We start from the raw sequence: 20,670 nt of genomic DNA on the forward strand, positions 1-20,670 counted from the left end.
CAACAAAATACCTGTCTCGTTACCTCGGGTGGAAAAGGTTTCTTAAAACTCAACTCTTCTCAGAGGAGGCTTTTTTAGATCAAGTTTCTATACATTGGGTAGAGCAACACTTAATTTGAACAGCGCCTTCTTCTCGCTTTTTCAAGAACAGATAGCATTTCTTCGATTTTTTCAGGAGGCATTTCAGCAAGCTGTGATTTTTCCTGTTCGGAGAGTGTGTTATCACTTGAGATGTTTATCGTAGGAAGGGCCCATTTAAGTATGGCCAGTGAACAAAGCCTTGGCCGGTTTACCTTAAGGTGACATACAACCGCCATCGACAAATACGTGAGACCCGTAAAAGTGATCAGAGATCCGACGGTTGCAACGGGAATGACCCATTCTTCTGAGCTTTCATAATCAGACGTTCTAGCATTCACCTGTTTCTCATTTATTTCTTCATCGTCAACGTGCATTTCAAGAAAATCTTCTGATGGATCACTGCAGGCTGAGAACTCCCAACCTTTATTACTTAGGTAAGTTACAGTTGGGCAGTCACCTAGTCTGAAGTTGCATGTTAATACATCCAACTTTGTTGCTATGGTGTTGTATTCTGGGCACAGGTTAGATTGTACCCACATCGGTTTAGTGCAAACCTCACCGTATTCGCCATTTTGATTTGGAATGCAGTGATAATAAAGGTCTTTAGGGCATACAAATAGAGAGGTTGCACTTTCCATCTGGTCTTGGTTGGTTGGGCATTTTTTATGGGTTATATGGAATTTATTACTGCCTCCGTCCATTGGAGTGATGGTTGTAATATTCGTGAGAACAAGCTTTGTCAAAGTTGGGGCGAGTGTTGTTGATGGAAGAGTGGTTTTAGTTGATTTGGGGATAGGATTTGCAGATGTATTTTCCATAACCAGGAACATAAAAACAGAAGTGCCAATAATGAACTCTCGTAATCGATACATATTCGGTATTCATTGTTAATGACGTTGATCGTAAAGCGTGATAAAAGCAATTCAACATGATTTTCACCACTGTATTCATGTCATTTAGTTTGACGGTGTTTTACTGATTATCCCTTTTTGTTTTATGTCCACTTGGTAGAAAGATCGTCTCAATTTATGTCGCATAATATGAATATAGCCAGTATATATAGTTTCTTGGTAATTGCCATGAATGAACGGGAAAATTGTCTGGCTGCTCCTGTACTTATTCAGTGTGGGTAAGATTTATTTGTGGAAGAGTGTGATCCCGTTATCGATAAGCGTTTTACTGATGTCCTGAGTTCGCTGAAATAGGCCTGTTTTACAAATAGGATTTAATCAAAAAAGGAGTGTTGATATCACCGGCTGTAAACAACAGGTGACAGGTTGTTTCTGGCTGCTGTGACCTGCTTGAAGTTCTCCAAGAGTCATTGGATGATCAAAGTATTCTATTATGACGGTCCGTCTAGCCTTTAACCCTCTGAATATAACTCAGTGGTGGCGAAAAAAGATATGCGAAAATCCTTGTCATATCAGCCACGGCGGGAGGTTTTTTTTTACTTAATTGGGTAAACTGACCTTTCTGTTTGACAGGGAGTTTATCATGGAGCCGGTGTTGCATTTTATCCAGATGCTCAGGCGTTTCACTGCAGTGGTGTTGTCCCGTTTCCAGGAAAACCGGTGTGCCGAGAATGCCGCAGCACTGACCTACACTACCCTGTTTGCTGTGGTGCCCATGATGACGGTGACCTACAGCATGCTGTCAGCCATCCCCAGTCTGAACGGGGTCAGTGATACGGTGCAGAACTTTATCTTTGAGAATTTTGTGCCGGCCACCGGGGCGGTAGTGCAATCCTATCTCAGTGATTTTTCCCAGCAGGCGCGAAAGCTCACCGGCGTAGGGGTGGCTTTTCTGCTGGTGACTTCATTTATGATGCTGAGGACCATTGATGGGGCTCTGAACAAGATCTGGCAGGTGGATCAGGTGCGCCGGAGAGTGTCTGGGTTTCTGCTTTATTGGGCGATTCTCAGCCTGGGCCCACTGTTGCTGGGGGCCGGCTTTATTCTTACGTCTTACCTGGCCTCCCTGAAACTGGTGTCGGATACCACTGCCTTTGTTGGGGGCTGGCTGGGGGTTGAGCGCTGGCTGCTTCGTCTGATGCCCTTTTTGCTCAGTACCCTGGTGTTTACTCTTTTGTACGTAGCGGTTCCCAATCGTAAAGTGCCCGTCCGTCATGGTTTGATCGGGGCCGTGTTTGTGGCCTTTCTGGTGGAGCTGGCGAAAGCCGGATTTGCCCTGTTTATCAGCCTTTCGCCTTCTTATCAGTTGATCTATGGGGCGTTTGCGGCGGTGCCCCTGTTTCTGTTGTGGATTTATCTGAGCTGGCTTCTGGTGCTGCTGGGGGCCGTTATTGTTCGGTCACTGGCGCTATATGGGGGCAATGCCAGTGGCGAGCGTCTTCATCCATTGGTGTCGATACTCACGATGCTCAAGGCTTTTCAGGTCCGTTTTCAGGAAGGCAAAGGGTTAACCTATGCCCACCTGCGGTCCATGGAGAGCTCAGTCTCTCTGGATGACTGGGAGCAGTATACGGTTCGGCTGATGCATATGGGGATGATCAGCAAGAATGAGTCCGGTGACTGGATGCTGGCCAGAGATCTTCGTCAGGTCAGTCTGGTGGCTTTCTGTGGGCAGCTGCCCTGGCCTTTACCGGATGATAAAGCACTTGAGAGTTTTGCCAGTGGTCACTCTCCGGGCTGGCTGGCTGAGCTGGCAGAACGAATAAAAACAATCAACCGGTCAAAGTCAGAGGTGCTTGAGGGCTCCCTGGATCAGCTGTTATCCCGTTGATCATTGTTCAGTGGATTAGCAGCCTGTCGCGCCAGGCTCTGGCGATGCAAGGCGAAGAAAACTGTAAAAACGTGAGAAAGGGTGTTCGTCCATTTTTTTATAAGGAAAGGTTTACTTTTTTGCTTTCGCTGTGGGCGGTTGTACAGGAAAATATTAGGAGCCTGCCGGGCTTATGCTTTCGAGCATAAAATTCAGTAGAACGAGTCAAATTGTCCGATGGATTCGTGCGAATAGCCGGTCTATTTAATCGAATTCATCGGACAATTTGGCCGTTCTTTCTGGATTTTAGGCCGAAACTGTCGTAAGTCCGGCAGGCTCCTAAGCTGATCATCCCATTCCCTTTTTTGGAGTATTAACCTGATGGTATCGATAGGAACGCCTCTGGCCAGGTCGGGTACGCGAGTGTTGTTACTGGGTGCGGGCGAACTGGGTAAGGAGGTGGCCATTGAGTTTCAACGATTGGGCGTTGAAGTGATTGCCGCTGACCGTTACCCCAATGCGCCGGCTATGCAGGTAGCTCATCGCAGCCATGTTGTTAACATGTTGGATGAGGTGGCATTGAAGGCGCTGATTGCAGAAGAACAACCCCATTACATTGTTCCGGAAATTGAAGCCATTGCCACCCATGTGCTGGAAGAAGTGGAGGCAGCAGGCGCCAGCGTGGTGGTACCCAGTGCCAGGGCAACCCGGTTGACCATGGACCGGGAGGGGATCCGCAGACTGGCGGCGGAAACTCTGGGCCTTCCTACGTCGGGTTATCGTTTTGCCGAGTCAGAGCGTGAACTGGAAGAGGCGGTTGATGGGGTGGGCTTTCCCTGCGTGGTCAAGCCGGTCATGAGCTCATCAGGCAAAGGGCAGAGTGTGATTCGCTCCCGTGAAGACATCTCCCGGGCCTGGGGGCATGCGCTGGATGCGGGGCGTGCTGGTAAAACCCGGGTGATCGTGGAAGGTTTTGTGGATTTTGACTATGAGATCACTCTGTTGACGGTTCGTACCCGTCAGGGCACCCGGTTCTGCCCACCCATTGGTCACCGCCAGTGTGATGGGGATTATGTGGAATCCTGGCAGCCACAGGCCATGTCACCAGAGGCTCTGGCTGAGGCCGAGCGGGTTGCAGGGGCCATCACTGAAGCACTGGGCGGTTTTGGTCTATTTGGTGTTGAGCTGTTTATCAAGGATGATCAGGTGCTCTTTAATGAGGTCTCCCCAAGGCCCCATGATACTGGCATGGTGACGCTTATTTCCCAGAATTTAAGTGAGTTTGCGCTGCATTCCAGAGCGATTATCGGTTTACCAGTGCCGACCATTTACCAGCACCGGCCAGCGGCCTCAGCAGTCATAAAAGTTTCTGGTGAGTCGGATAATCCGGTTTATCAGGGTCTTGATCAAGCACTTGCACAGGAGGATACCGAGCTGCGACTGTTTGGTAAGCCTGAGTTGCAGGGTGTCCGTCGAATGGGGGTGGTGCTCGCATTGGGGGATTCCGCAGAGCAGGCCCGTTCTCTGGCAGCTGCTGCTGCAGATAAGGTGACCGTGGCCTGTTAAGTCACATCCCATCGGGCAGGGAAAGCTGAAGAAGGTGGCTCGTTAAAAAAACAAAGCCGTGCCAGGCTGCAGATAGAAAAATGAGTTCTATACTGGCATGGCCCACCTTCCAGGGGATTCTATTGAAGATGGCTGAATATAACTTTGAGGGTAAAACGGCAGTGGTCACCGGTGCGGCCAAGGGAATAGGTCTGGCCGTTACCCGAAGGCTGCTGGCCAGTGGTGCCAGGGTGAGCCTCTGGGATTGTGACCATGGTGCCCTTGAGCAAAGTGCGGAGAGCCTTGAAGGTTCGTTTGAATTAAGGCAGGTCGATGTGTCCGCCCCTGAGGCCGTCACCTCTGCTGCCCAGGCACTGTTTTCATCCTGGGGGCCGGTGGAGCTCCTGGTCAATAACGCCGGTGTAGTGGGTACCAACATCAATACCTGGGAATACCCGCTGGATGAGTGGGATCGTGTTTTGCAAACCGATCTGACCAGTGTGTTTCTGTGTTGCAGGGCACTTATCCCTCAAATGATCGATAACAATTATGGTCGTGTGGTCAATATGGCGTCTCTGGCTGGCAAGGAAGGGATTCCCTGGTCATCTGCGTACAGTGCGGCAAAGGCCGGTGTCATCGCCCTTACCAAAACACTGGGCAAAGAGCTTGCTGACTATAATATTGCCGTTAACTGTGTTACTCCGTCTCTGGCCAATACCGACATGGCAGGTCAGATCAGCAAGAGCCTGGTTCGTTACGCCCTTTCCAGGACACCCAGAAAACGAATGGTGGAAGTGGATGAAATAGCCAGTCTGGTTGGATGGTTGTTGTCGGATGAAAACAGCTTTTCCACAGGGGCTGTTTTTGATATCACTGGTGGGCGTGCCAGCTACTGATTAAATAACTACGAGTGTTCAATGTCGCTTACCTGGAACGTTGAAAATACCTGTGCATTGATGAATAGTGGCCTGTTCACAGGCCAAAAATAAAAAAAGGGGCATGTCGTTGACGTTCTTGACAATGCTGGGAGGAGTCTATGAATCTTGGTAACCATCCGGGGCGGTCTTTAACCCTGGTTTTTGTTCTTCTGGCCGCTATTGCTGGTTGCAGCAAGCCCCCTTTTACCGATACCCAGGGCAAACCTGTCTCCCTCAGGAGCGATCAGGGGCAGTGGCTGGTGCTTAACTTCTGGGCGGAGTGGTGCGACCCATGCCGCGAAGAGGTTCCTGAATTGAATGAACTGGGTCAATCCGGCCAGATCCGGGTGGTGGGGCTGGATTTTGATGGCAGTCAGGGGGAGTCGTTGAAGTCAAAGGTGGCTGCTCTGGGCATACAGTTTCCAGTTCTTCAACAGTCTCCTCTGGAGCAGTTAAAAGAGAAAGCCCCCCAGGTTTTACCAGCGACGTATATATTGTCCCCTGAGGGGAAAGTGGTGGACAGGCTTTATGGGCCTCAGACCCGTTCCGGTCTTGAGCAGCGTGTCCAGCAGTTGCAGGCAGGCTTGTCAGGTTAAGGCTCAGGAGTATCAATGGTTGATGTCTGTAAAAGAGCCCTGGTGGAAGGGCGTGTTCAGGGTGTCTGGTTTCGTGGTTCAACTCAGCAGCAGGCCCGCAGGCTTGGCATTGTCGGCTGGGCCAGAAATTTACCAGACGGTCGTGTGGAAGTGCTGATGAGCGGGGATGATGTTTCTGTGTCAGAGCTGGAGCGGTGGCTTCATCAAGGTCCGCCTCTGGCAAAGGTAACCGGGGTTTATGTGGCTGACGAAGCCTTTCAGGATTTTGCTGACTTTACGACAGGTTAGAAGTTTGATGATTGCCTGGTAAAGGTGGTTACCGGTTATGCCTGCCTGTGGGTCAGAGCTGCCTTTATGAATGACAGAACGTCTTCATCCCGAAAATGGCTATCAGCCCCGTTAGCTTCCAGTTGCCTGTGGACTTCCTGTTGAACCAAAGGGTCTGCTAATGCCTGCTCAAGGGAGTGGAGTGTGGTCAGAATGCCTTTCTCAAGATCAATGATGTCTTTTCTTAACTGCGCTTTTCTTTTTGCCGCCTGGTTTCCGGGCAGAGGTGAGATTGTCTGACATTTGCTCTGAATGCATTTGGCGGCGCTGATCTGACCCTGTATCAGCCGGTTTGCCAGCTGTTCGTTCAGGCCAATCTCCCGGGCAATCTCCAGAGAATGGTCAATGACCAGGGCTTCTCTCTCGGTGTCTTCAATGGGTTCTCCCAGACGGTTTTTCAGCTCTGCTATTTCAGGCATGATGTCCAGGCGTTGAGCGATCAGAGTAAGCAGGGTGTGGACTGTTTTCCTGATATCCGCGGGCAGTGATGAAGCCTGTTGGCTGTGTGGGTTTTCAGCTGCTGATGAAGAACTGACCATGACAGGACCGACTCTTTCAGAAGTATTGGCTCAGGGCTATTGATTATGTCGGCGGTGAAATGGGTGTTTAAAGGGGGGGGGGTGAAGCGGCTTCAGGTTGTTTTTTTCAGTGGTCAGTGGCGCGTTTGAAAAAGCGTTTCCAGTAAAGGTTCAGCTCAGTTCAGCTGCCAGTGTCTTTCCCAGTTGGTCAGTACCCGCTCCGGATACCAAGTCTTCCCAAGGCTGCCGTTGTAGCGGGCCAGCGCACGGGTGAGATTGCCGTTTTCTTTTTCCAGGTAGTAGCTGAGAATGGTACAACCATACCGCAAATTGGTCTGGACGCGGGTCAGGTTGTCATGGTCGCGGCCTATCACGTTTTTCCAGAATGGCATGATCTGCATTAACCCCTGGGCACCGGCTGAGGAAACCGCAAACTGGTCAAAGGACGATTCTGTCTGGATCAATGCCAGCACCAGCTCAGGCTGAAGTTCCGCTTTTGAGGCTTCATAGTGAATCTGCCTGAGCAACTCAACCCTGAATTCCGGGTCTTTAATAAAGGTGGCCAGTCTGGCGGACATATCCATCAGCCAGACCTGGGCCTCGAACCGATCTTCAAAACTGCTGGACTGGTCCAGGGAACGGGACAGGATACTCTGAAGCACCGGGTCTGACCGGTGGGCCAGAGCGGTGCTGGTGATGGAGCTCATGATCACCAGCAGAAAGAAGGCTCCCGCCAAAACGGGAGGTCTTTTTTCATGGCTTCCATGAGCACTATCAGCCTTTTGAGCAGTGGTGTTATTAAGCCATCCGGCTTTTAAGTAACTTAGTGATTTCACTCAGCTGAACGTCTTCTTTATCCTGGGCTGAACGGTGTTTGTATTCCACCTGACCGTTGGCCAATCCCCGGTCGCTTAAGACAACGCGATGGGGAATGCCAATCAGTTCCATATCGGCAAATTTTACACCGGGACTAGCCTTTCTATCGTCCATCAGGACTTCAAATCCAGCTTCAGTCAGTTCCTGGTACAGGGCTTCGGTGGCCTCACGCACTGCTTCGGACTTTTCAATTTTCAGGGGAACCAGCGCCACCTTGAACGGTGCGATGGCTTCGGGCCATATAATGCCTCTGTCGTCATGGTTCTGCTCAATGGCGGCAGCAACGATTCTGGATACACCGATGCCGTAACAGCCCATGGCCATGGGGACGCTCTTGCCATTTTCGCTCAATACCGTGGCATTCATGGCATCACTGTATTTAGTGCCCAGCTGGAAAATATGGCCGACTTCAATACCCCGCTTGATAAACAGGGTGCCTTTGCCGCAGGGGCTTGGGTCGCCTTCGACGATGTTGCGCAGGTCTTCGACCCGGAGGAAAGTGCAGTCGCGTTCCCAGTTGATGCCAAAATAGTGCTTGTGGTCGATATTGGCGCCGGCTCCAAAGTCGGCCATTTTGGCAACGGTCCGGTCCACAATCACCGGGATCGGGCTGTTGACGGGGCCAAGGGATCCCGGGCCAGCACCCATAACGGCCTTGATCTCTTCATCAGAGGCAAAGCGCAGTGGAGATGCCACGTCCGGCAGATTTTCAGCCTTGATTTCATTGAGTTCGTGATCGCCACGAACCAGCAGGGCGATAAAGTCGGTTTCCGCCTCTTCCGCGGCCGCCACGACCAGCGTCTTTACGGTCTTTTCAACAGGCAGGTCAAATTGCTCTACCAGCTGGTCAATGGTTTTGGCATCGGGCGTGTCTACCAGGCTCATCTCCAGGGTGGGGGATGGGCGCTCACCTTCAGGAGCCAGGGCTTCCGCTTTTTCGATATTGGCGGCGTAATCGCTCTGGTCACTGAATACGATGGCATCTTCCCCGGATTGTGCCAGCACGTGGAATTCCTGGGAGCCGGTTCCTCCGATAGCACCGCTGTCTGCCTGAACGGGACGGTACTCAAGGCCAAGCCGGTCAAATATGCGACAATAGGTTTCGTGCATATTCTGGTATTCCGCTTTCAGGCACTCTTCACTGGCGTGGAAAGAGTAAGCGTCTTTCATGATGAACTCCCGTCCACGCATGAGACCGAAACGGGGGCGGCGCTCATCCCGGAATTTGGTTTGAATCTGATAGAGATTCATGGGGAGTTGCTTGTAGCTGTTCAGCTCGTTGCGGGCAATGTCGGTAATGACCTCTTCATGGGTAGGGCCAATGACAAAGTCCCGGTTATGACGGTCATGGATACGGAGCAGTTCGGCACCGTATTCTTCCCATCGCCCGGACTCCTGCCAGAGCTCCGCAGGCTGGACGGCGGGCATCAGGGTTTCCAGGGCTCCGGACCGGTTCATTTCCTCACGGACAATGTTTTCAACTTTCTGCAGTACTTTCAGGCCCACGGGCAGCCAGGTATAGAGGCCCGATGCCAGTTTACGAATCATGCCTGCCCGCAGCATCAGCTGGTGGCTGATGACCACTGCATCGGCAGGTGTTTCCTTGAGCGTTGGAATCAGGTACTGACTGGTTCTCATGTGTTCTGTTACCGAGGAAAAGTAAATAGGACGCTATTTTACGGGTTAGCGGGTATGATTTCACCCATTGAAATGAACAGAGCCTGAAACAGGAATTGCAGAATGAACGACTTTGTACTGGACTCCCAATTGTCCCGGGACTGTTTTGTATTGGGGGACTTTCCTGTGAGCCGGTTGTTGCTGATGAATGATGCGACTTATCCCTGGTTTATTCTGGTGCCCAGGATGAAGAATGTTGAAGAGCTTTATCAGTTGAATGAGAGCGATCAACAGCAGGTGCTCAGGGAGTCCTCTCTTTTGTCCCGGTTGCTGAAGGAGGTGTTTGGTGCAGACAAAATGAATGTGGCCGCCCTTGGAAATGTGGTTCGACAACTCCATATTCACCATGTGGTCCGGTATGTGGGTGATCAGGCCTGGCCTGCTCCGGTATGGGGGCGGCATCCAGCCAGACATTATGAACCGTCTGGTGTGGAAAGCCTGCTTGAGAAATTGAAACCAGCTATCTGCAAGGAGGCATCATTTGACTGGTTGTATCCGCTGCCATGAAGGTGCTAAAGCGCTGTTTTTTTCCATTTACTTCCGGTTATATGGCAATTGATAAGGTAGTGGTTGCACCTTGATGTGGAGTAACGCTTATGAAAGATGAACTGTTGGAAATGCAGACGCAGCTGAGCTTTCAGGAAGATACCATCGCTCAGCTCAATGAGGTGGTGACGCGTCAGCAAAAAGATATAGAGCGCCTGACAGAGGCGATTGCCCAGTTGAAAAAACAGCTGGATGAAGTCGCCTCTGGAGAGCTGGAGAATCAGGAGGAGGAGCCGCCTCCTCATTATTGATTAAAGGTTCATGGAACTGCTCTGTCGGGCTGAGCGCGGTGGCAGGGAGCTTCCTTGTGCTTTTGCCCTATCGGCCGCTGGCGGCAGCGATGACGTCTTCCGCCTGGAGCCCCTTATCTTTCTCAATGACAATAAACTCCACTCTCTGACCTTCTGACAGGGTGCGATGGCCTTCACCCCGGATCGCCCGGTAATGGACAAATACGTCATCGCCCTGATCCCGGGTGATAAAACCAAACCCTTTGGTGACATTAAACCACTTTACCGTACCGGTTTCGCGGCCAGAGTCGTCGGTTATCTGGGGGCTGTGAAGGATTACCTGTTTCACATTGGTGGCAAAATGAAGCAGAGTTGCAGTTACCACGGCTATCATAGCCAGCTGTTCTGTGGGAAAGCCTGCAAGGAGGGTGGAGCCGTTGAACAGTGACCCGATCGCCAGAGCTGAACCTGCCAGCATTAATACTGAAGTCAGAAATTGAGCTATTTGCCTGCTGTCTCTGGCATTACTGATAAGTGTTCCAAGCAGTGTGTTGCCTGTGGCAGTGGTCAGAAGCACCAGTAGAGCCGGTGTACTCCAGTCTGCAGGCACAGGAGAAAGGTTGGAAACCCCTGTGATTTCTGTGATGAACAGGGCCAGGGTAATCAGGCCCACCAGGGTGTGAATGAGTTTCATCGATTTCAATGGATATTCCTTTTATTTGTTATCAGGGTCAGCTGAAGATGACCAAACACTCAACCAGTACCTGAAAAAACAGCGGTTCTGGTCTTGAAAACGCAGAGAAAGCAGGGCTTCCCTGTCGACAAAAATGGCTGAACGGGGTGATGCAGCCAATGATCCAATACGTGCAATAAGCTTTTAAATGTAACCCCAAGCGGCGCTTTTCTCAAATATTCGGTACTGCGTTCCCTGAGACAGCATACTGTTTGCCCAAAATAGTTTAGATGCCTGTCTGTAGTGGGTATGGCAGGATAAATCTTTGTGGAAAAAATGCTCGACGTGGAAAAACGCTGATATTATAGTGGTCTTTAGTACCTCTGGAGTTTCTGTTCTGCAATCGCCGTGTTTTAAAGTGCTGCGACGGAACAGTTCAGGACAAAAGCGTGTACTCACGGTTATTGGCATGCCCTTTTGCAAAAAAAAGGGAGGCTAAATAGACGGTAAAAGTGAGGGGTTCGGTATAGGGAGGTGCCGGTATCCGCCTGATGCAGTGGCAGATAGTGCAGTAGCTGTACTCGTGGTCTGGTTTGTTTGAATACAAGTGCTGGACATAAGAGTGAGACAAGCGTTTAGCTGTGTGGTTGTATAAAAACAGCATCGGAACCTGCGGTTAGACTGTTTTAAACAGTAGCTGCATGAGCATTGGCAAGTGCTGACAAGCACTCAATAGTATCAATGCCCTGTTTAAAGGGAATTTTCATCAGGAGAATAAGACTATGGCCGCTAAAAAAGCCCCTGCCATAAAAGAGAGATACAGCAAAACCCAGATGCTGTCTGAAATTGCAGACAACACTGGCTTGAGTCGTAAGCAGGTCAGTGCGGTGATGGATGAACTGGGTGATCTGGTTGAGCGACATATTAAAAAAAGGGGGTGTGGTGAATTTACTTTACCCGGGCTTCTGAAAATCGTCACCAAGAAAAAGCCGGCCCAGAAAGCCCGCAAAGGGGTGCCCAATCCCTTTAAGCCCGGAGAACTGATGGATGTTCCCGCCAAGCCCGCTTCTATCCAAGTTAAGGTCAGGCCGTTGAAGAAACTGAAGGAGTTTGCTTCTTCTTGAATGGCTGAAAGCCTTTTCATGAAAATCTCAAAAGGGATCGCAAGATCCCTTTTTTTTAGTTGCAATTTGTGAACTGATATAGAAAAATGCTTAATCGTTGCGCAAGGATGTAGGCCTCCAAGGGGAACTGCTTAGGGCAGTTGGTGGTTGGCGCAATGGTTGTGTGAATGAGTGAAGTAAAAAAGCACAACGCAAAACACTAAAAACACTTACAGGGAGCGATTCCAAATGAAAACGCTTGCAAAGAGCGCGCTGGGTGTTGCTGTGGCTGCAGCCGTAGCAACCACTTCTGTACAGGCTGCTGAGTCTGTCACCATGGATCCAAGTCTGACGTTTACCTACAAGAATTACTATTGGAAGGAAGATGCCAAGTCTGATTTGCTTACGACTGATGCGCTCAGAACTGCTGCAAGCCGTGATGAGTGGGTTCATGGCCTGATTGCTGATTTTGATACCGGCTATGTCAATGACATGGTAGGAGCGGTTGTTACAGCGGGCTATGCAGGACCGCTCAGTGTCAAGGAAAATACCAATATCACTAACGTGGCAGCGGCATCTGACGGTAAGGGGGATGCCATTTCTGGTTTTCAGCAGGCTTATCTGAAAGCTCGTCACACCTTCAGTGGTGTCGATTTTGGTGGTTCGGTCGGGGTTAAAAAGCGTGGTACTGAAACGTATTCTGACTCAGGTTCACGTATTCTGGCTGCCAGCTCCAATGGCTTAGACCTTTCTGCTGGTTATGCCGGTGCCACTGCTTACTTCACCCAGATTGACGGTGTCAGTGGCCGTAATGAATCAACCTTCAGCCAGAAGCTTGAAGGAGTATCGGGTGGAGAGGTTGAACACCTCCAGATCTTTGGTGCCAACTATGGGTATGAAGGACTTTCACTGGCTGCTGAATACGGAAAGGCTAAAGGTGTAGCGGAAGCTGATACCGTAAAGCAGACGTTTTTGAAGGCCGGTTATTCCATTGATATAGGTGACGACAACTCTGTTGACCTGGATGCCCGTTACGGGAAGCTGGATCGTGATCAGGATGATGATGATTCCAAGTATTACAACATCAATGCTACTCTCCATTTTGGAAATGCCTATGCCGGTGTTGGTTATAACGATACCAAAGATGCTGATTATGATGATCGTTATCTTGGTAATGGCGATAATGACAACTGGAACTCCAGTCTGGCGCTGTGGGAAGACTTTTCTGCTGAGGGAGAGAAGGCGTACGTAGTCAATGCGGGTTACAACTTTGCTGATCAGGGGCTGGCCGGCCTGAGCTGGGATCTCTGGTATGCCAAGGGTAAAGACGCTGAAGTCAGTGGTGTCAGCATAGATGGGTTTAAGCGTCGTGAATACGGCAGCTATGTTTCATATGCCTTTGATGGAAGTTTTGATGGCTTATCTGTTGCCTGGTTGTTCACTGATTACCGTCATGATGCCGCTAATGTTAAGCTTCAGCATGACAAGGTTAACCGTCTCTACTTGACTTATTCAATATCTGCTTTTTAAGTAGGGTATTGTATTGAACCCAAACGTCGGCTTCGGTCGACGTTTTTTTTCGCCCATGCTTTTATGCTCTTTGGCTGGCACTGTATGTACTTGATGGCTCTTTTGAGAAGCGAGTGGGGATGGGTTCCCACGCATAACATGGGAACCAGGGTGAGCTGTCAAGAGGGTGGTTAGAGAGTCAGGAGAAAGGGAAATTAAAACGCGGACATATCGTATTTCACGATAAAGCGAACTTGCGTGGCTTCAACCTCAGAGCTTCCTTCTGGTTTCTGAGTGTTTTTTCCGTATTGGGCGGCAAGGTTCAACCCTTCCATCTGGGGAAGCGTATAACTGGCCATCAGATTGTACTCTTTTTCATCAGTATCGTTGTTATCTCCTTTGGGATCCCGGTCACCCATAACGTAAGCGGCTGAAAGGTTCAGGCCATCCACCATGCCGGTAAAATCATAACCGGCGTTAAAGCCCCAGGAGTTCTGGCCACTGGCGTTAAAGTCGCTGATCATCATCGCATTGGGGCCGAAGTACTCAGTGTTGTCAGAATCTCCGTCTTCCCCCACCGACCAGGTACTGTCAAAGGCGCCCATATCGGTTTGGTTGACCGCCTGGAACCTGACACCGAAGGAGGCTTTTCCCAGGGAGGCTCCTAACATAATGCCCCAGGATTTCTGAGAGTTATCTTCATCAGCCTCTTTGCTGAATCCAATCCGGTCATTATTGGCATACACCAGGCCGGCATTGACTGAATAGCCGTCCATATCCACTATATCTCTTGCATAATCAAGATGAACATAAGCGCGCCTGGCAAAGTCATCTTGTTGTCCAATGGCAACATGAGTGTTCAGACCGTTGCGAAAGTCATAGTTACCGCCAGCCACTTTTACGTCTTTTTTGCTGCCGTTGACCATCATGTTGTCAAAGCCTGATTCCGATCTTGGGTTGTTTTTTGTGGCCAGAATGGCATACAGATATAAAGCGTCCAGAGTGCCTTCTGCATAGAAAGCTTCAGTAAGGCTGGGCAGGCTTCGGGAATCAGAGTCATTCAACAGAGGCGTTTCCAGAAACATTCGCCCATATTTTGCGACACCCATTCCATTCAGATTGAATTTAATGGCGTAGGTTGTTTTTCCATAACTGAAGGAATCACCATCATCTTTCACAGGAAGAAGGCCGGTCATGGCATTGTTTTGACCCCGCAGTTTCAGGGCATAGTAGCCACCCAGGTCAAACCCGGCCAGTCCATCATAAAAGCCGGAAGTAAAATTGGCGCTGATGGCCTGAGACCACTGAACCTGTGTGGGATTACGGGTATCAGAAGCCTTCGAACCGTCGTTTTTGTAATAGTTTCTCAAGTGAATATCCAGAGAGCTGTCCTTGATCAACTCATTGTCAGTCAGGGCGTTACTGTGAGCAGCGGCTGACATTATCACTGCTGCGCTGAGGGCGCTCAGGCGAATCCTTTTCATGTTATTGCTCCTTGTGTGGTGGTGTTGCATTTTTGCCAACGGAATTGTCGGCAAAGTGCGGCTGCCCAAGTTTTCCTGACAAAGTGAATTCTAAACCTTGTTTGTATTGCAAAACTTTCCCCAGGGCATTATTAGTTGTATCAAATGGGAGTGTGGCTTCGCAAGTGCTCTTGTAGCAGCAGGGCTGGTAATTCTCAGGGCTTCCCGTATTTGGAAATGGACTTATTAAATATTGTGATGGATTTTGGGTTCGGCATTTTTTTAAATGTGGGGTGTTAATCAGAAAATAGTGATTGAGTAATCAATGTAAATCCTCAGGTCGCTGGCACCCTCATTTCTATAACCTTCTTTATCCTGGTTTTTTATTTCGGTGATTTCCTTATCCGCATAGTGTTGTGCATATTGAAGTTTTAACCCGAGCCCTTTCAGCTGTTTATGCTGGAAGTCATAGCCCACTTCCAGATTGTGTTCCGATTCCTTGTATTTATCAGTGTATTCCGGACTGTTGGTTTTAATGTCATTTCCCCGGGTGTACGTGTAACCGAGCGTCAGACCTGGGGCTCCCAATTGATCAAACTCGTAAGCTACTCCAGCCTGCCAGACTTTTTCTCCGTTGTAGTTGAAGTCTGAAATCTGTCTTTTGGTCCAGTAGTCCTGACTGTCGTACTGATGGCTTCCATCATAGGCCAGGTGGTAGTCAAAAAAACCCAGGGATTGTTGTTTTTCCGCATCTACCTGACTGAAGGAGGCTTTAAGGGAGATGCTGTCGACTGTCATTCGGGCATTCAGGTTATAGAGGTTGGCATCCTTATCAAAGCCTCCATAGGTTCTGGCCGGTGTTTTCCAATGGTTGCCGTTTTCTTGCCCTTTATAATACCGGCCTTCCAGTAAAAGGCTGGTGCCAGGTGTGACCTTAAAAAGGTAATTCAGGCTGGCATAGTAAAGCTTAAGGTAGGAGGCGCTCTCTGCATAAGCTAATTGTGAGCCAAGTCCCTTGTCATGATTAAAAAAGCCTCCAAGAGTGTAGGCATAATCAATGGTTTGTTGCCGGGAGTTTTCTTCGCCGGTTGTGCGAATTGCCAGAGGCTCAAATCGGTCATGGTTGTGACGGGATACCCGATTATACCAGGAACCATAGAAATCAAAGGGACCTGCTTCGGTATCCAGTGATACTCCCTGAAAAGTGGTGGGGGTCATGCGGCTAGTGGTTCTCATTAAAGGTCTTTCTATGCGATGCCAGCCCGCTTTGGCATTGACTTTCATCCCCTCTTCACCGGCAAACCCCTTGACGTAGAGCTGGCCGACCTTGGCATAGCTGGATTGTGCTGAGCGATATTGGTGTTGGGTGGTGTTAAACAGGGGGGGGCCTTCTTTCAACACCGTTGTTCCATACTGGTCATCCTGGCCAATCAGCTTCAGGCCTCCATACAGGGAGGCATCGAGCCCTCCCGAGGCATGCCTAACACCAAACCATTGTGAACCGAAGTTGAGTTCTGCACCTTGCCCCCAGGCCTGCTGTTCTTTCTGGGTCTCTACCTTTCGCCCTGAGTTCTTTTCTATATAAGAATCAGTGGGGTCCCTTGGTCGCCGGTCCTGATAATAGTTATTGAGTTTGAGCTGCAGCTGGCTTTCGTTCTCCTGCAACTCGTCAGCACAGACATAGCCAGCCGTAGCCAAGGTCAGCAACGCAGTTGATATGCCAAGTAGCGGGCCTTTTATTGGGCTCCCTGTGACGGCAAGCTTCATCAAGCGCAACTCCTGTGTGCCAGAGGCAGGTCGACCGCTTCAGGCCTCTTGCTTGTTAAAGCCTTCCAAAAGCGAGCGTTCAGTTTTATGAAGGTTGAGCTAGAAATAAAGCAGTGATTACTGGATTTGCAACTTTGCTTTTGGTTGTTGCTGGGTAGAGGGGCTTAATATTGTTATTAAATCCTTTAAAAACAATGGGATGGGGCTATTTTAAAGAGAGAGAACTGCAGAGGATATAGGGTAGAAAATAGTGAATTATGTAAAGGGTTATAATGGAGTAATACTTTATATCTTAATTTTTAATTCCTTTAAGAAAGATGAGGTCTTAGGCGTTTATGGATAAACAAGCCTGGAAGTCTCCTTCTTCAGCCCAGTGGGTCGACTTTCTGGCCAGGGGGGGCAAGCTGAGTGAGCTTCGACAGCTTGATCAAAACCAACTGGATGCAATATACACAGTGGCTCATGGCCGTTACAGCTCTGGTCATTATGATGAGGCACTGAAGGTTTTTCGATACCTCTGCCTGCTGGATCATACATCCTATCGATATTTTCTTGGCCTTGGGCTGACACAGGCCCGGTTGAGTCAGTTTGCCCAGGCCGCAGCAACGCTTTCCCATGCGGAAAAACTTGACTCTCATGACCCCAGGGCTTCTCTGGTGATGGGGGAGTGTTTTCTGGAGCTGAAACAGAAGGTTCTGGCCGCCCAGGCGTTATCAGTAGCGATCCGACGGGCAAAAGCGGAAGGCCGATGGAAAAAGGAGTTGGCTAAAGCAAGACAGTTGGCAAATTATGTGGGAGTAAGCCCAGGGAGGGGTTAATTATGTCAGGCTCAATCAGTGAAACAGGTGGTTCACAGTCAGTAAACTCAATCACAGCGGGCACCGTTGCGGAAACCGGTGATGCGGATGATTCAGTCAGTAGTGGTTACAGCAGTTCAAACAGCCTTTCTTATGCAGCAGATGACAGCTCTTTAACCACGGATGCTCTGAGCCTGGTTGAACTGGATGCACCGGAAACCGTGAATGGAAGTACAGTGAATTATGCGGCTCAGGCCTTTGATGCCAGAATGGAGGGATTTCGCTCTATTTTTTCGGACTTCAACGCCCGGTTTTTTTCAGGGGGAGGAGATGATGTTGATGTTCAGAGCTTTCTGGCAGATACCCAGACTCTGGTGATGGTCTTTAAGGGGATGGTCAACGATATCAAGGCATTAAACAGTGCAGAGGCGATCGGGCTGGCTTCGGATGCCCGTGAGAGCGCCCAGAGCCACAGGTTGAATGCCGCAGAACTGAGGAATCAGATACAAAGCCGATCCGCAGAAATTGATGAGGCAAATGAAAACCTGAATCAGAAGAATTCAGATTATTCAAGTTTGAGTTCATCACGCCAGGCAAAATCTCAGTTACTTGCCGACTCTGATGACAGTGCCCAGATTGCACTTTTGCAGCAGGAACTATCTGCTCTTGATCTAGCGATGGCGGGTATTGCTGTGGAGGTCTCTGACCTGAATGGCGTTATCCAATCGTTAACGGCAGAAAATGCGGCCAGCCGCACCAGGCTGACAGCGCTGGAGACTCTGGTGACGCTTGCAGAGGAAACCGTCGTTAATGTGAAAGCGTTTGTTCTCGGAATCAAAGAACAGACTGACCAGCAGTCTCTGGAGACCGGAGAGAGCAACCTTCGAAAGAAAAAACGCGATAACCAGCAGGCGCTGCATGAGGCGAGTCGTGAAGGTGCCCAGCAGAGTTTGAAAACCGATAACATCAGGGCCAGGGGCAAAGCGCTGGTGGATCAATCCATAAAAGCCACTGAGAATGCTCTGCCTACGGTTATTGCCGAGGAGTTGCAGGCGCTGCTCAGCCCTTCCCTGCTCACCAGGCTGTCAACTCTGTTTTCTATAGAGAGTGCTGGTTCTTCAGTATCTTTAAACAAAGCGAAGCTGCCTTCTAGCCAGGACCGTGCCGATGCTGCAGAGGCACTTGCCCTGGCGCTTCTGGCTTCACCACCAGTATCTGATAAGTCGGTGACAGCAAGTGAAGAAAACCCTGTAGACCAGCCTTATCTGGGAGATAGCCTTAGCCTGGAAGGTGCCAATAATCCGCAAGCGTTCGCATTGTTGCTGCTCCAGGACAGGATGTCTCAAATACGTGAGGGAGTTTTGGATAATCAAGCGCTTCTCTCAGAGGATGCGGTGGATAATGCGAGGGTGGCAGATATTCTTCAGCTGGAAGGGGAGGTTAATCAAATGCTGTCTGAGGCTCAAAGGGATTCTCAACAGGCAGAGGCAGTTATTGTTCGCAACAGCCCTGTTTGATTTGCAGGCAGGCTATGCAATATCGGTCGATGAGAAGCTTATAAGGTGTTTATTGGGAGGGAAACATGTCGGGATCCATTAATGAAGCAGGTAGCTCTCAGAAAATAGGGGCAGAAAGGATCAACCCAGCGACAGAGGTGCCTTCGTCAGAAGGTGTAGCGGGTGCTGGATTCAGTCACTCCAACTCCCTTTCGTATGCAGGTCGCGTTGATGGCTCTAAGACACCGGGTGATGGCTGGGTTTCGCTGGATACGCCTTCTGGTGAACTTATGGGATCAACGGACTACTTAAAAAAAGTGTTCAGTGTTCGAATGGAAAGCCTTCGTTCCATATTTGCTGATTTTAACGCCCGTTTTGCTTCAGGCCAGTTTGATCTATCAGACACTCAGACGCTTTTGATGGTGTTCAGGGGGATGATTCAGGACATCAAGATTCTGAATAAAGCTGAAAAAGTAGATGAAGTCTCTTTGAACCGTTCAAAAATCCAGGAGATAAGGCTTGAGGTTGCTGAGCTGATTGTCAACATTGCACAAAGGAAAAAGGAGATTGATCAGAAAAAGGAGGCTCTTCCTCTGAAGCTGCAGGAAGTCAGTGAAGTGAAGCAGGCATTCATCCAGAAGGCAGTCAAGCTGGTGAGTGGCAGCGATCCTTCACAGCTCCAGGGAAAGGGAGTAGAAGAAGCGGTCAAACAGTTGGTCAGTAAACTTGAGCTTGAGCCCTCCGATTTTGCCCGTGAAATGGCGAATTCCATATGGAAAGGGGAGGCGCTTGCAAAAGAGCTTGTGAGGATACAGTCCAGTTTCAAGGGGCTGCAGGTTGAGATCAACCAGTTGCGTGAGCAGATTTCAGAACTGGAAGCTGCGAATCTTGTTGATAAAACCCGGTTAACGGTATTGTTGCTTTATCTTGCTCTGCATGTTCACGAAGAGGTGGTGGTAAAGGCGTACGGTTCCATAAAAGTGGAAGTAGATGATCCAGCCGCATTGGACAGTGGGGAAAAAAGACTGGAGGAATTGAAAAAGGAATTGAAACGGTATGAAATCCGTCTGTCCCGGGAGAGCCTGCGACAGAATTTGATTGAATGGTACAGCCAAGAAAAACAGCGCAAAAAAACGGAAAACTCATCATCTGAAAGGGTTGTGGGGCATGATGTAGATTCAACGTCGTCTCTTAAGCCTGAACTCGTCAATCAGGTCGCTGCCCATTATATGCCTTCTGGTGCTCAGGGTTCAGCTGAGCTTAAAGGAAGAGTCGATCTTTCGGAGCAGAAAATGGAGGATGCCCTGGAAGGGCTTTCTTTGATTCTGGCAGCAAATTTGCCTGCTGGAGAAGAACGGGCTGATCAGTCAGGCACGGAGAATGATCTTTTCTCCGATGTGACTGAGGCATTTACCTGGAAGCAAGTAGATGCTCTTCTCGACCAGTTATACAGGGATATTGAACAATGGGATTATGGAGTGAGCGGTGATACCCCTGAGGAGAGCCTGGCGATTGAGTTGCTGGAAAGCCAGCATTACGTGGACGCGATGGTTGCAGAGGCTCTTCAGGATGTTGAGCAGGCAGGGCTGTCAATTCGTAACAGGCCGGTCTGATTTTCAGGCGGGTTTCTCAGGAAAACCGGGCTGGAGAGAGCCCGGTTTTTTTATGCCGTTGAGCCATTGGATGGTTGATCCTGTAAAAGGGCTGGGTGTAATTTTCGATGTTGACGGGCTGACTCTACCGGGCTTTGAGGTATAATGGCCGTTTTGTTTTGTCTCTGCTTTCCCAAAAGATAAGGGAGAGAGGGACTGAGTAACGCGTCAGAAAG

Annotated in this window: 19 protein-coding genes; 12 read left to right on the forward strand and 7 right to left on the reverse strand. The window is 49.6% G+C overall.

The window, feature by feature from the left end:
- Positions 1-110: 110 nt before the first annotated feature.
- Positions 111-953: a hypothetical protein gene (locus ACNRUY_RS18265; protein WP_488113087.1), complete on the reverse strand. Its 843-nt coding sequence runs from the start codon at positions 951-953 to the stop codon at positions 111-113.
- A 622-nt stretch (positions 954-1,575) separates the two neighbouring features.
- Between ACNRUY_RS18265 and ACNRUY_RS18270 the strand changes: the two genes are divergently transcribed.
- The 5 genes from ACNRUY_RS18270 to ACNRUY_RS18290 all read left to right on the forward strand — a co-directional run bounded on the left by ACNRUY_RS18270 (position 1,576) and on the right by ACNRUY_RS18290 (position 6,148).
- Positions 1,576-2,823 carry a YihY family inner membrane protein gene (locus tag ACNRUY_RS18270; RefSeq protein ID WP_488113088.1) on the forward strand — a complete coding sequence of 416 codons (1,248 nt, stop codon included), beginning with the start codon at positions 1,576-1,578 and terminating at the stop codon, positions 2,821-2,823.
- Between the two features lie 360 nt (positions 2,824-3,183).
- Entirely contained in the window at positions 3,184-4,368 is a 1,185-nt protein-coding gene (gene purT / locus ACNRUY_RS18275; protein ID WP_488113089.1) for a formate-dependent phosphoribosylglycinamide formyltransferase, read from the forward strand.
- Between the two features lie 80 nt (positions 4,369-4,448).
- Positions 4,449-5,243 carry an SDR family NAD(P)-dependent oxidoreductase gene (locus tag ACNRUY_RS18280; protein ID WP_488113090.1) on the forward strand — a complete coding sequence of 265 codons (795 nt, stop codon included), beginning with the start codon at positions 4,449-4,451 and terminating at the stop codon, positions 5,241-5,243.
- A gap of 140 nt (positions 5,244-5,383) precedes the next feature.
- Positions 5,384-5,860, forward strand: a complete 477-nt coding sequence (locus ACNRUY_RS18285) for a TlpA family protein disulfide reductase (protein WP_488113091.1) — start codon at positions 5,384-5,386, stop codon at positions 5,858-5,860.
- 15 nt (positions 5,861-5,875) lie between these two features.
- Positions 5,876-6,148: an acylphosphatase gene (locus ACNRUY_RS18290; protein WP_488113092.1), complete on the forward strand. Its 273-nt coding sequence runs from the start codon at positions 5,876-5,878 to the stop codon at positions 6,146-6,148.
- 35 nt (positions 6,149-6,183) lie between these two features.
- On the opposite strand, the gene ACNRUY_RS18295 is transcribed toward ACNRUY_RS18290, so the two are convergent.
- From ACNRUY_RS18295 to ACNRUY_RS18305, 3 genes are all read right to left on the reverse strand, one after another.
- Positions 6,184-6,726, reverse strand: coding sequence for a chorismate mutase (locus ACNRUY_RS18295; RefSeq protein WP_488113093.1), 543 nt, complete (start codon positions 6,724-6,726; stop codon positions 6,184-6,186).
- Between the two features lie 155 nt (positions 6,727-6,881).
- The gene (locus ACNRUY_RS18300; RefSeq protein ID WP_488113094.1) at positions 6,882-7,412 is read right to left on the reverse strand and encodes a lytic transglycosylase domain-containing protein; all 531 of its coding nucleotides are present in this window, start codon (positions 7,410-7,412) and stop codon (positions 6,882-6,884) included.
- Positions 7,413-7,503: 91 nt separating this feature from the next.
- Positions 7,504-9,219, reverse strand: coding sequence for a proline--tRNA ligase (locus ACNRUY_RS18305; RefSeq protein ID WP_488113095.1), 1,716 nt, complete (start codon positions 9,217-9,219; stop codon positions 7,504-7,506).
- A gap of 102 nt (positions 9,220-9,321) precedes the next feature.
- Here ACNRUY_RS18305 and ACNRUY_RS18310 point away from each other — a divergent pair, with 102 nt between their 5' ends.
- Positions 9,322-9,765 (forward strand): HIT domain-containing protein, encoded by a 444-nt coding sequence (locus tag ACNRUY_RS18310; RefSeq protein ID WP_488113096.1) that lies wholly within the window; start codon positions 9,322-9,324, stop codon positions 9,763-9,765.
- An 89-nt stretch (positions 9,766-9,854) separates the two neighbouring features.
- Positions 9,855-10,055, forward strand: coding sequence for a SlyX family protein (locus ACNRUY_RS18315; RefSeq protein ID WP_488113097.1), 201 nt, complete (start codon positions 9,855-9,857; stop codon positions 10,053-10,055).
- 67 nt (positions 10,056-10,122) lie between these two features.
- Here the strand turns inward: ACNRUY_RS18315 and ACNRUY_RS18320 are convergent, their stop codons facing one another.
- Entirely contained in the window at positions 10,123-10,512 is a 390-nt protein-coding gene (locus tag ACNRUY_RS18320) for a cold-shock protein (RefSeq protein ID WP_488113114.1), read from the reverse strand.
- 977 nt (positions 10,513-11,489) lie between these two features.
- On the opposite strand from ACNRUY_RS18320, the gene ACNRUY_RS18325 reads away from it, so the two are divergent.
- Together ACNRUY_RS18325 and ACNRUY_RS18330 are read left to right on the forward strand one after the other, a co-directional pair.
- Positions 11,490-11,831 carry an HU family DNA-binding protein gene (locus ACNRUY_RS18325; protein ID WP_488113098.1) on the forward strand — a complete coding sequence of 114 codons (342 nt, stop codon included), beginning with the start codon at positions 11,490-11,492 and terminating at the stop codon, positions 11,829-11,831.
- 228 nt (positions 11,832-12,059) lie between these two features.
- On the forward strand, positions 12,060-13,340 hold the full coding sequence (locus ACNRUY_RS18330; RefSeq protein ID WP_488113099.1) for an OprD family outer membrane porin: 1,281 nt from the start codon (positions 12,060-12,062) through the stop codon (positions 13,338-13,340).
- 194 nt (positions 13,341-13,534) lie between these two features.
- Here the strand turns inward: ACNRUY_RS18330 and ACNRUY_RS18335 are convergent, their stop codons facing one another.
- Positions 13,535-14,803, reverse strand: a complete 1,269-nt coding sequence (locus ACNRUY_RS18335; RefSeq protein WP_488113100.1) for an OprD family outer membrane porin — start codon at positions 14,801-14,803, stop codon at positions 13,535-13,537.
- 279 nt (positions 14,804-15,082) lie between these two features.
- Positions 15,083-16,549, reverse strand: a complete 1,467-nt coding sequence (locus tag ACNRUY_RS18340) for an OprD family outer membrane porin (protein WP_488113101.1) — start codon at positions 16,547-16,549, stop codon at positions 15,083-15,085.
- Between the two features lie 335 nt (positions 16,550-16,884).
- Here ACNRUY_RS18340 and ACNRUY_RS18345 point away from each other — a divergent pair, with 335 nt between their 5' ends.
- The 3 genes from ACNRUY_RS18345 (at position 16,885) to ACNRUY_RS18355 (ending at position 20,455) form a co-directional block, all read left to right on the forward strand.
- Positions 16,885-17,367, forward strand: coding sequence for a SycD/LcrH family type III secretion system chaperone (locus ACNRUY_RS18345; protein ID WP_488113102.1), 483 nt, complete (start codon positions 16,885-16,887; stop codon positions 17,365-17,367).
- A 2-nt stretch (positions 17,368-17,369) separates the two neighbouring features.
- Positions 17,370-18,863, forward strand: a complete 1,494-nt coding sequence (locus ACNRUY_RS18350; protein ID WP_488113103.1) for a hypothetical protein — start codon at positions 17,370-17,372, stop codon at positions 18,861-18,863.
- Positions 18,864-18,928: 65 nt separating this feature from the next.
- Positions 18,929-20,455 (forward strand): hypothetical protein, encoded by a 1,527-nt coding sequence (locus ACNRUY_RS18355; RefSeq protein WP_488113104.1) that lies wholly within the window; start codon positions 18,929-18,931, stop codon positions 20,453-20,455.
- Positions 20,456-20,670: the final 215 nt, after the last annotated feature.

The organism is Endozoicomonas sp. Z74 (genome assembly GCF_057680865.1).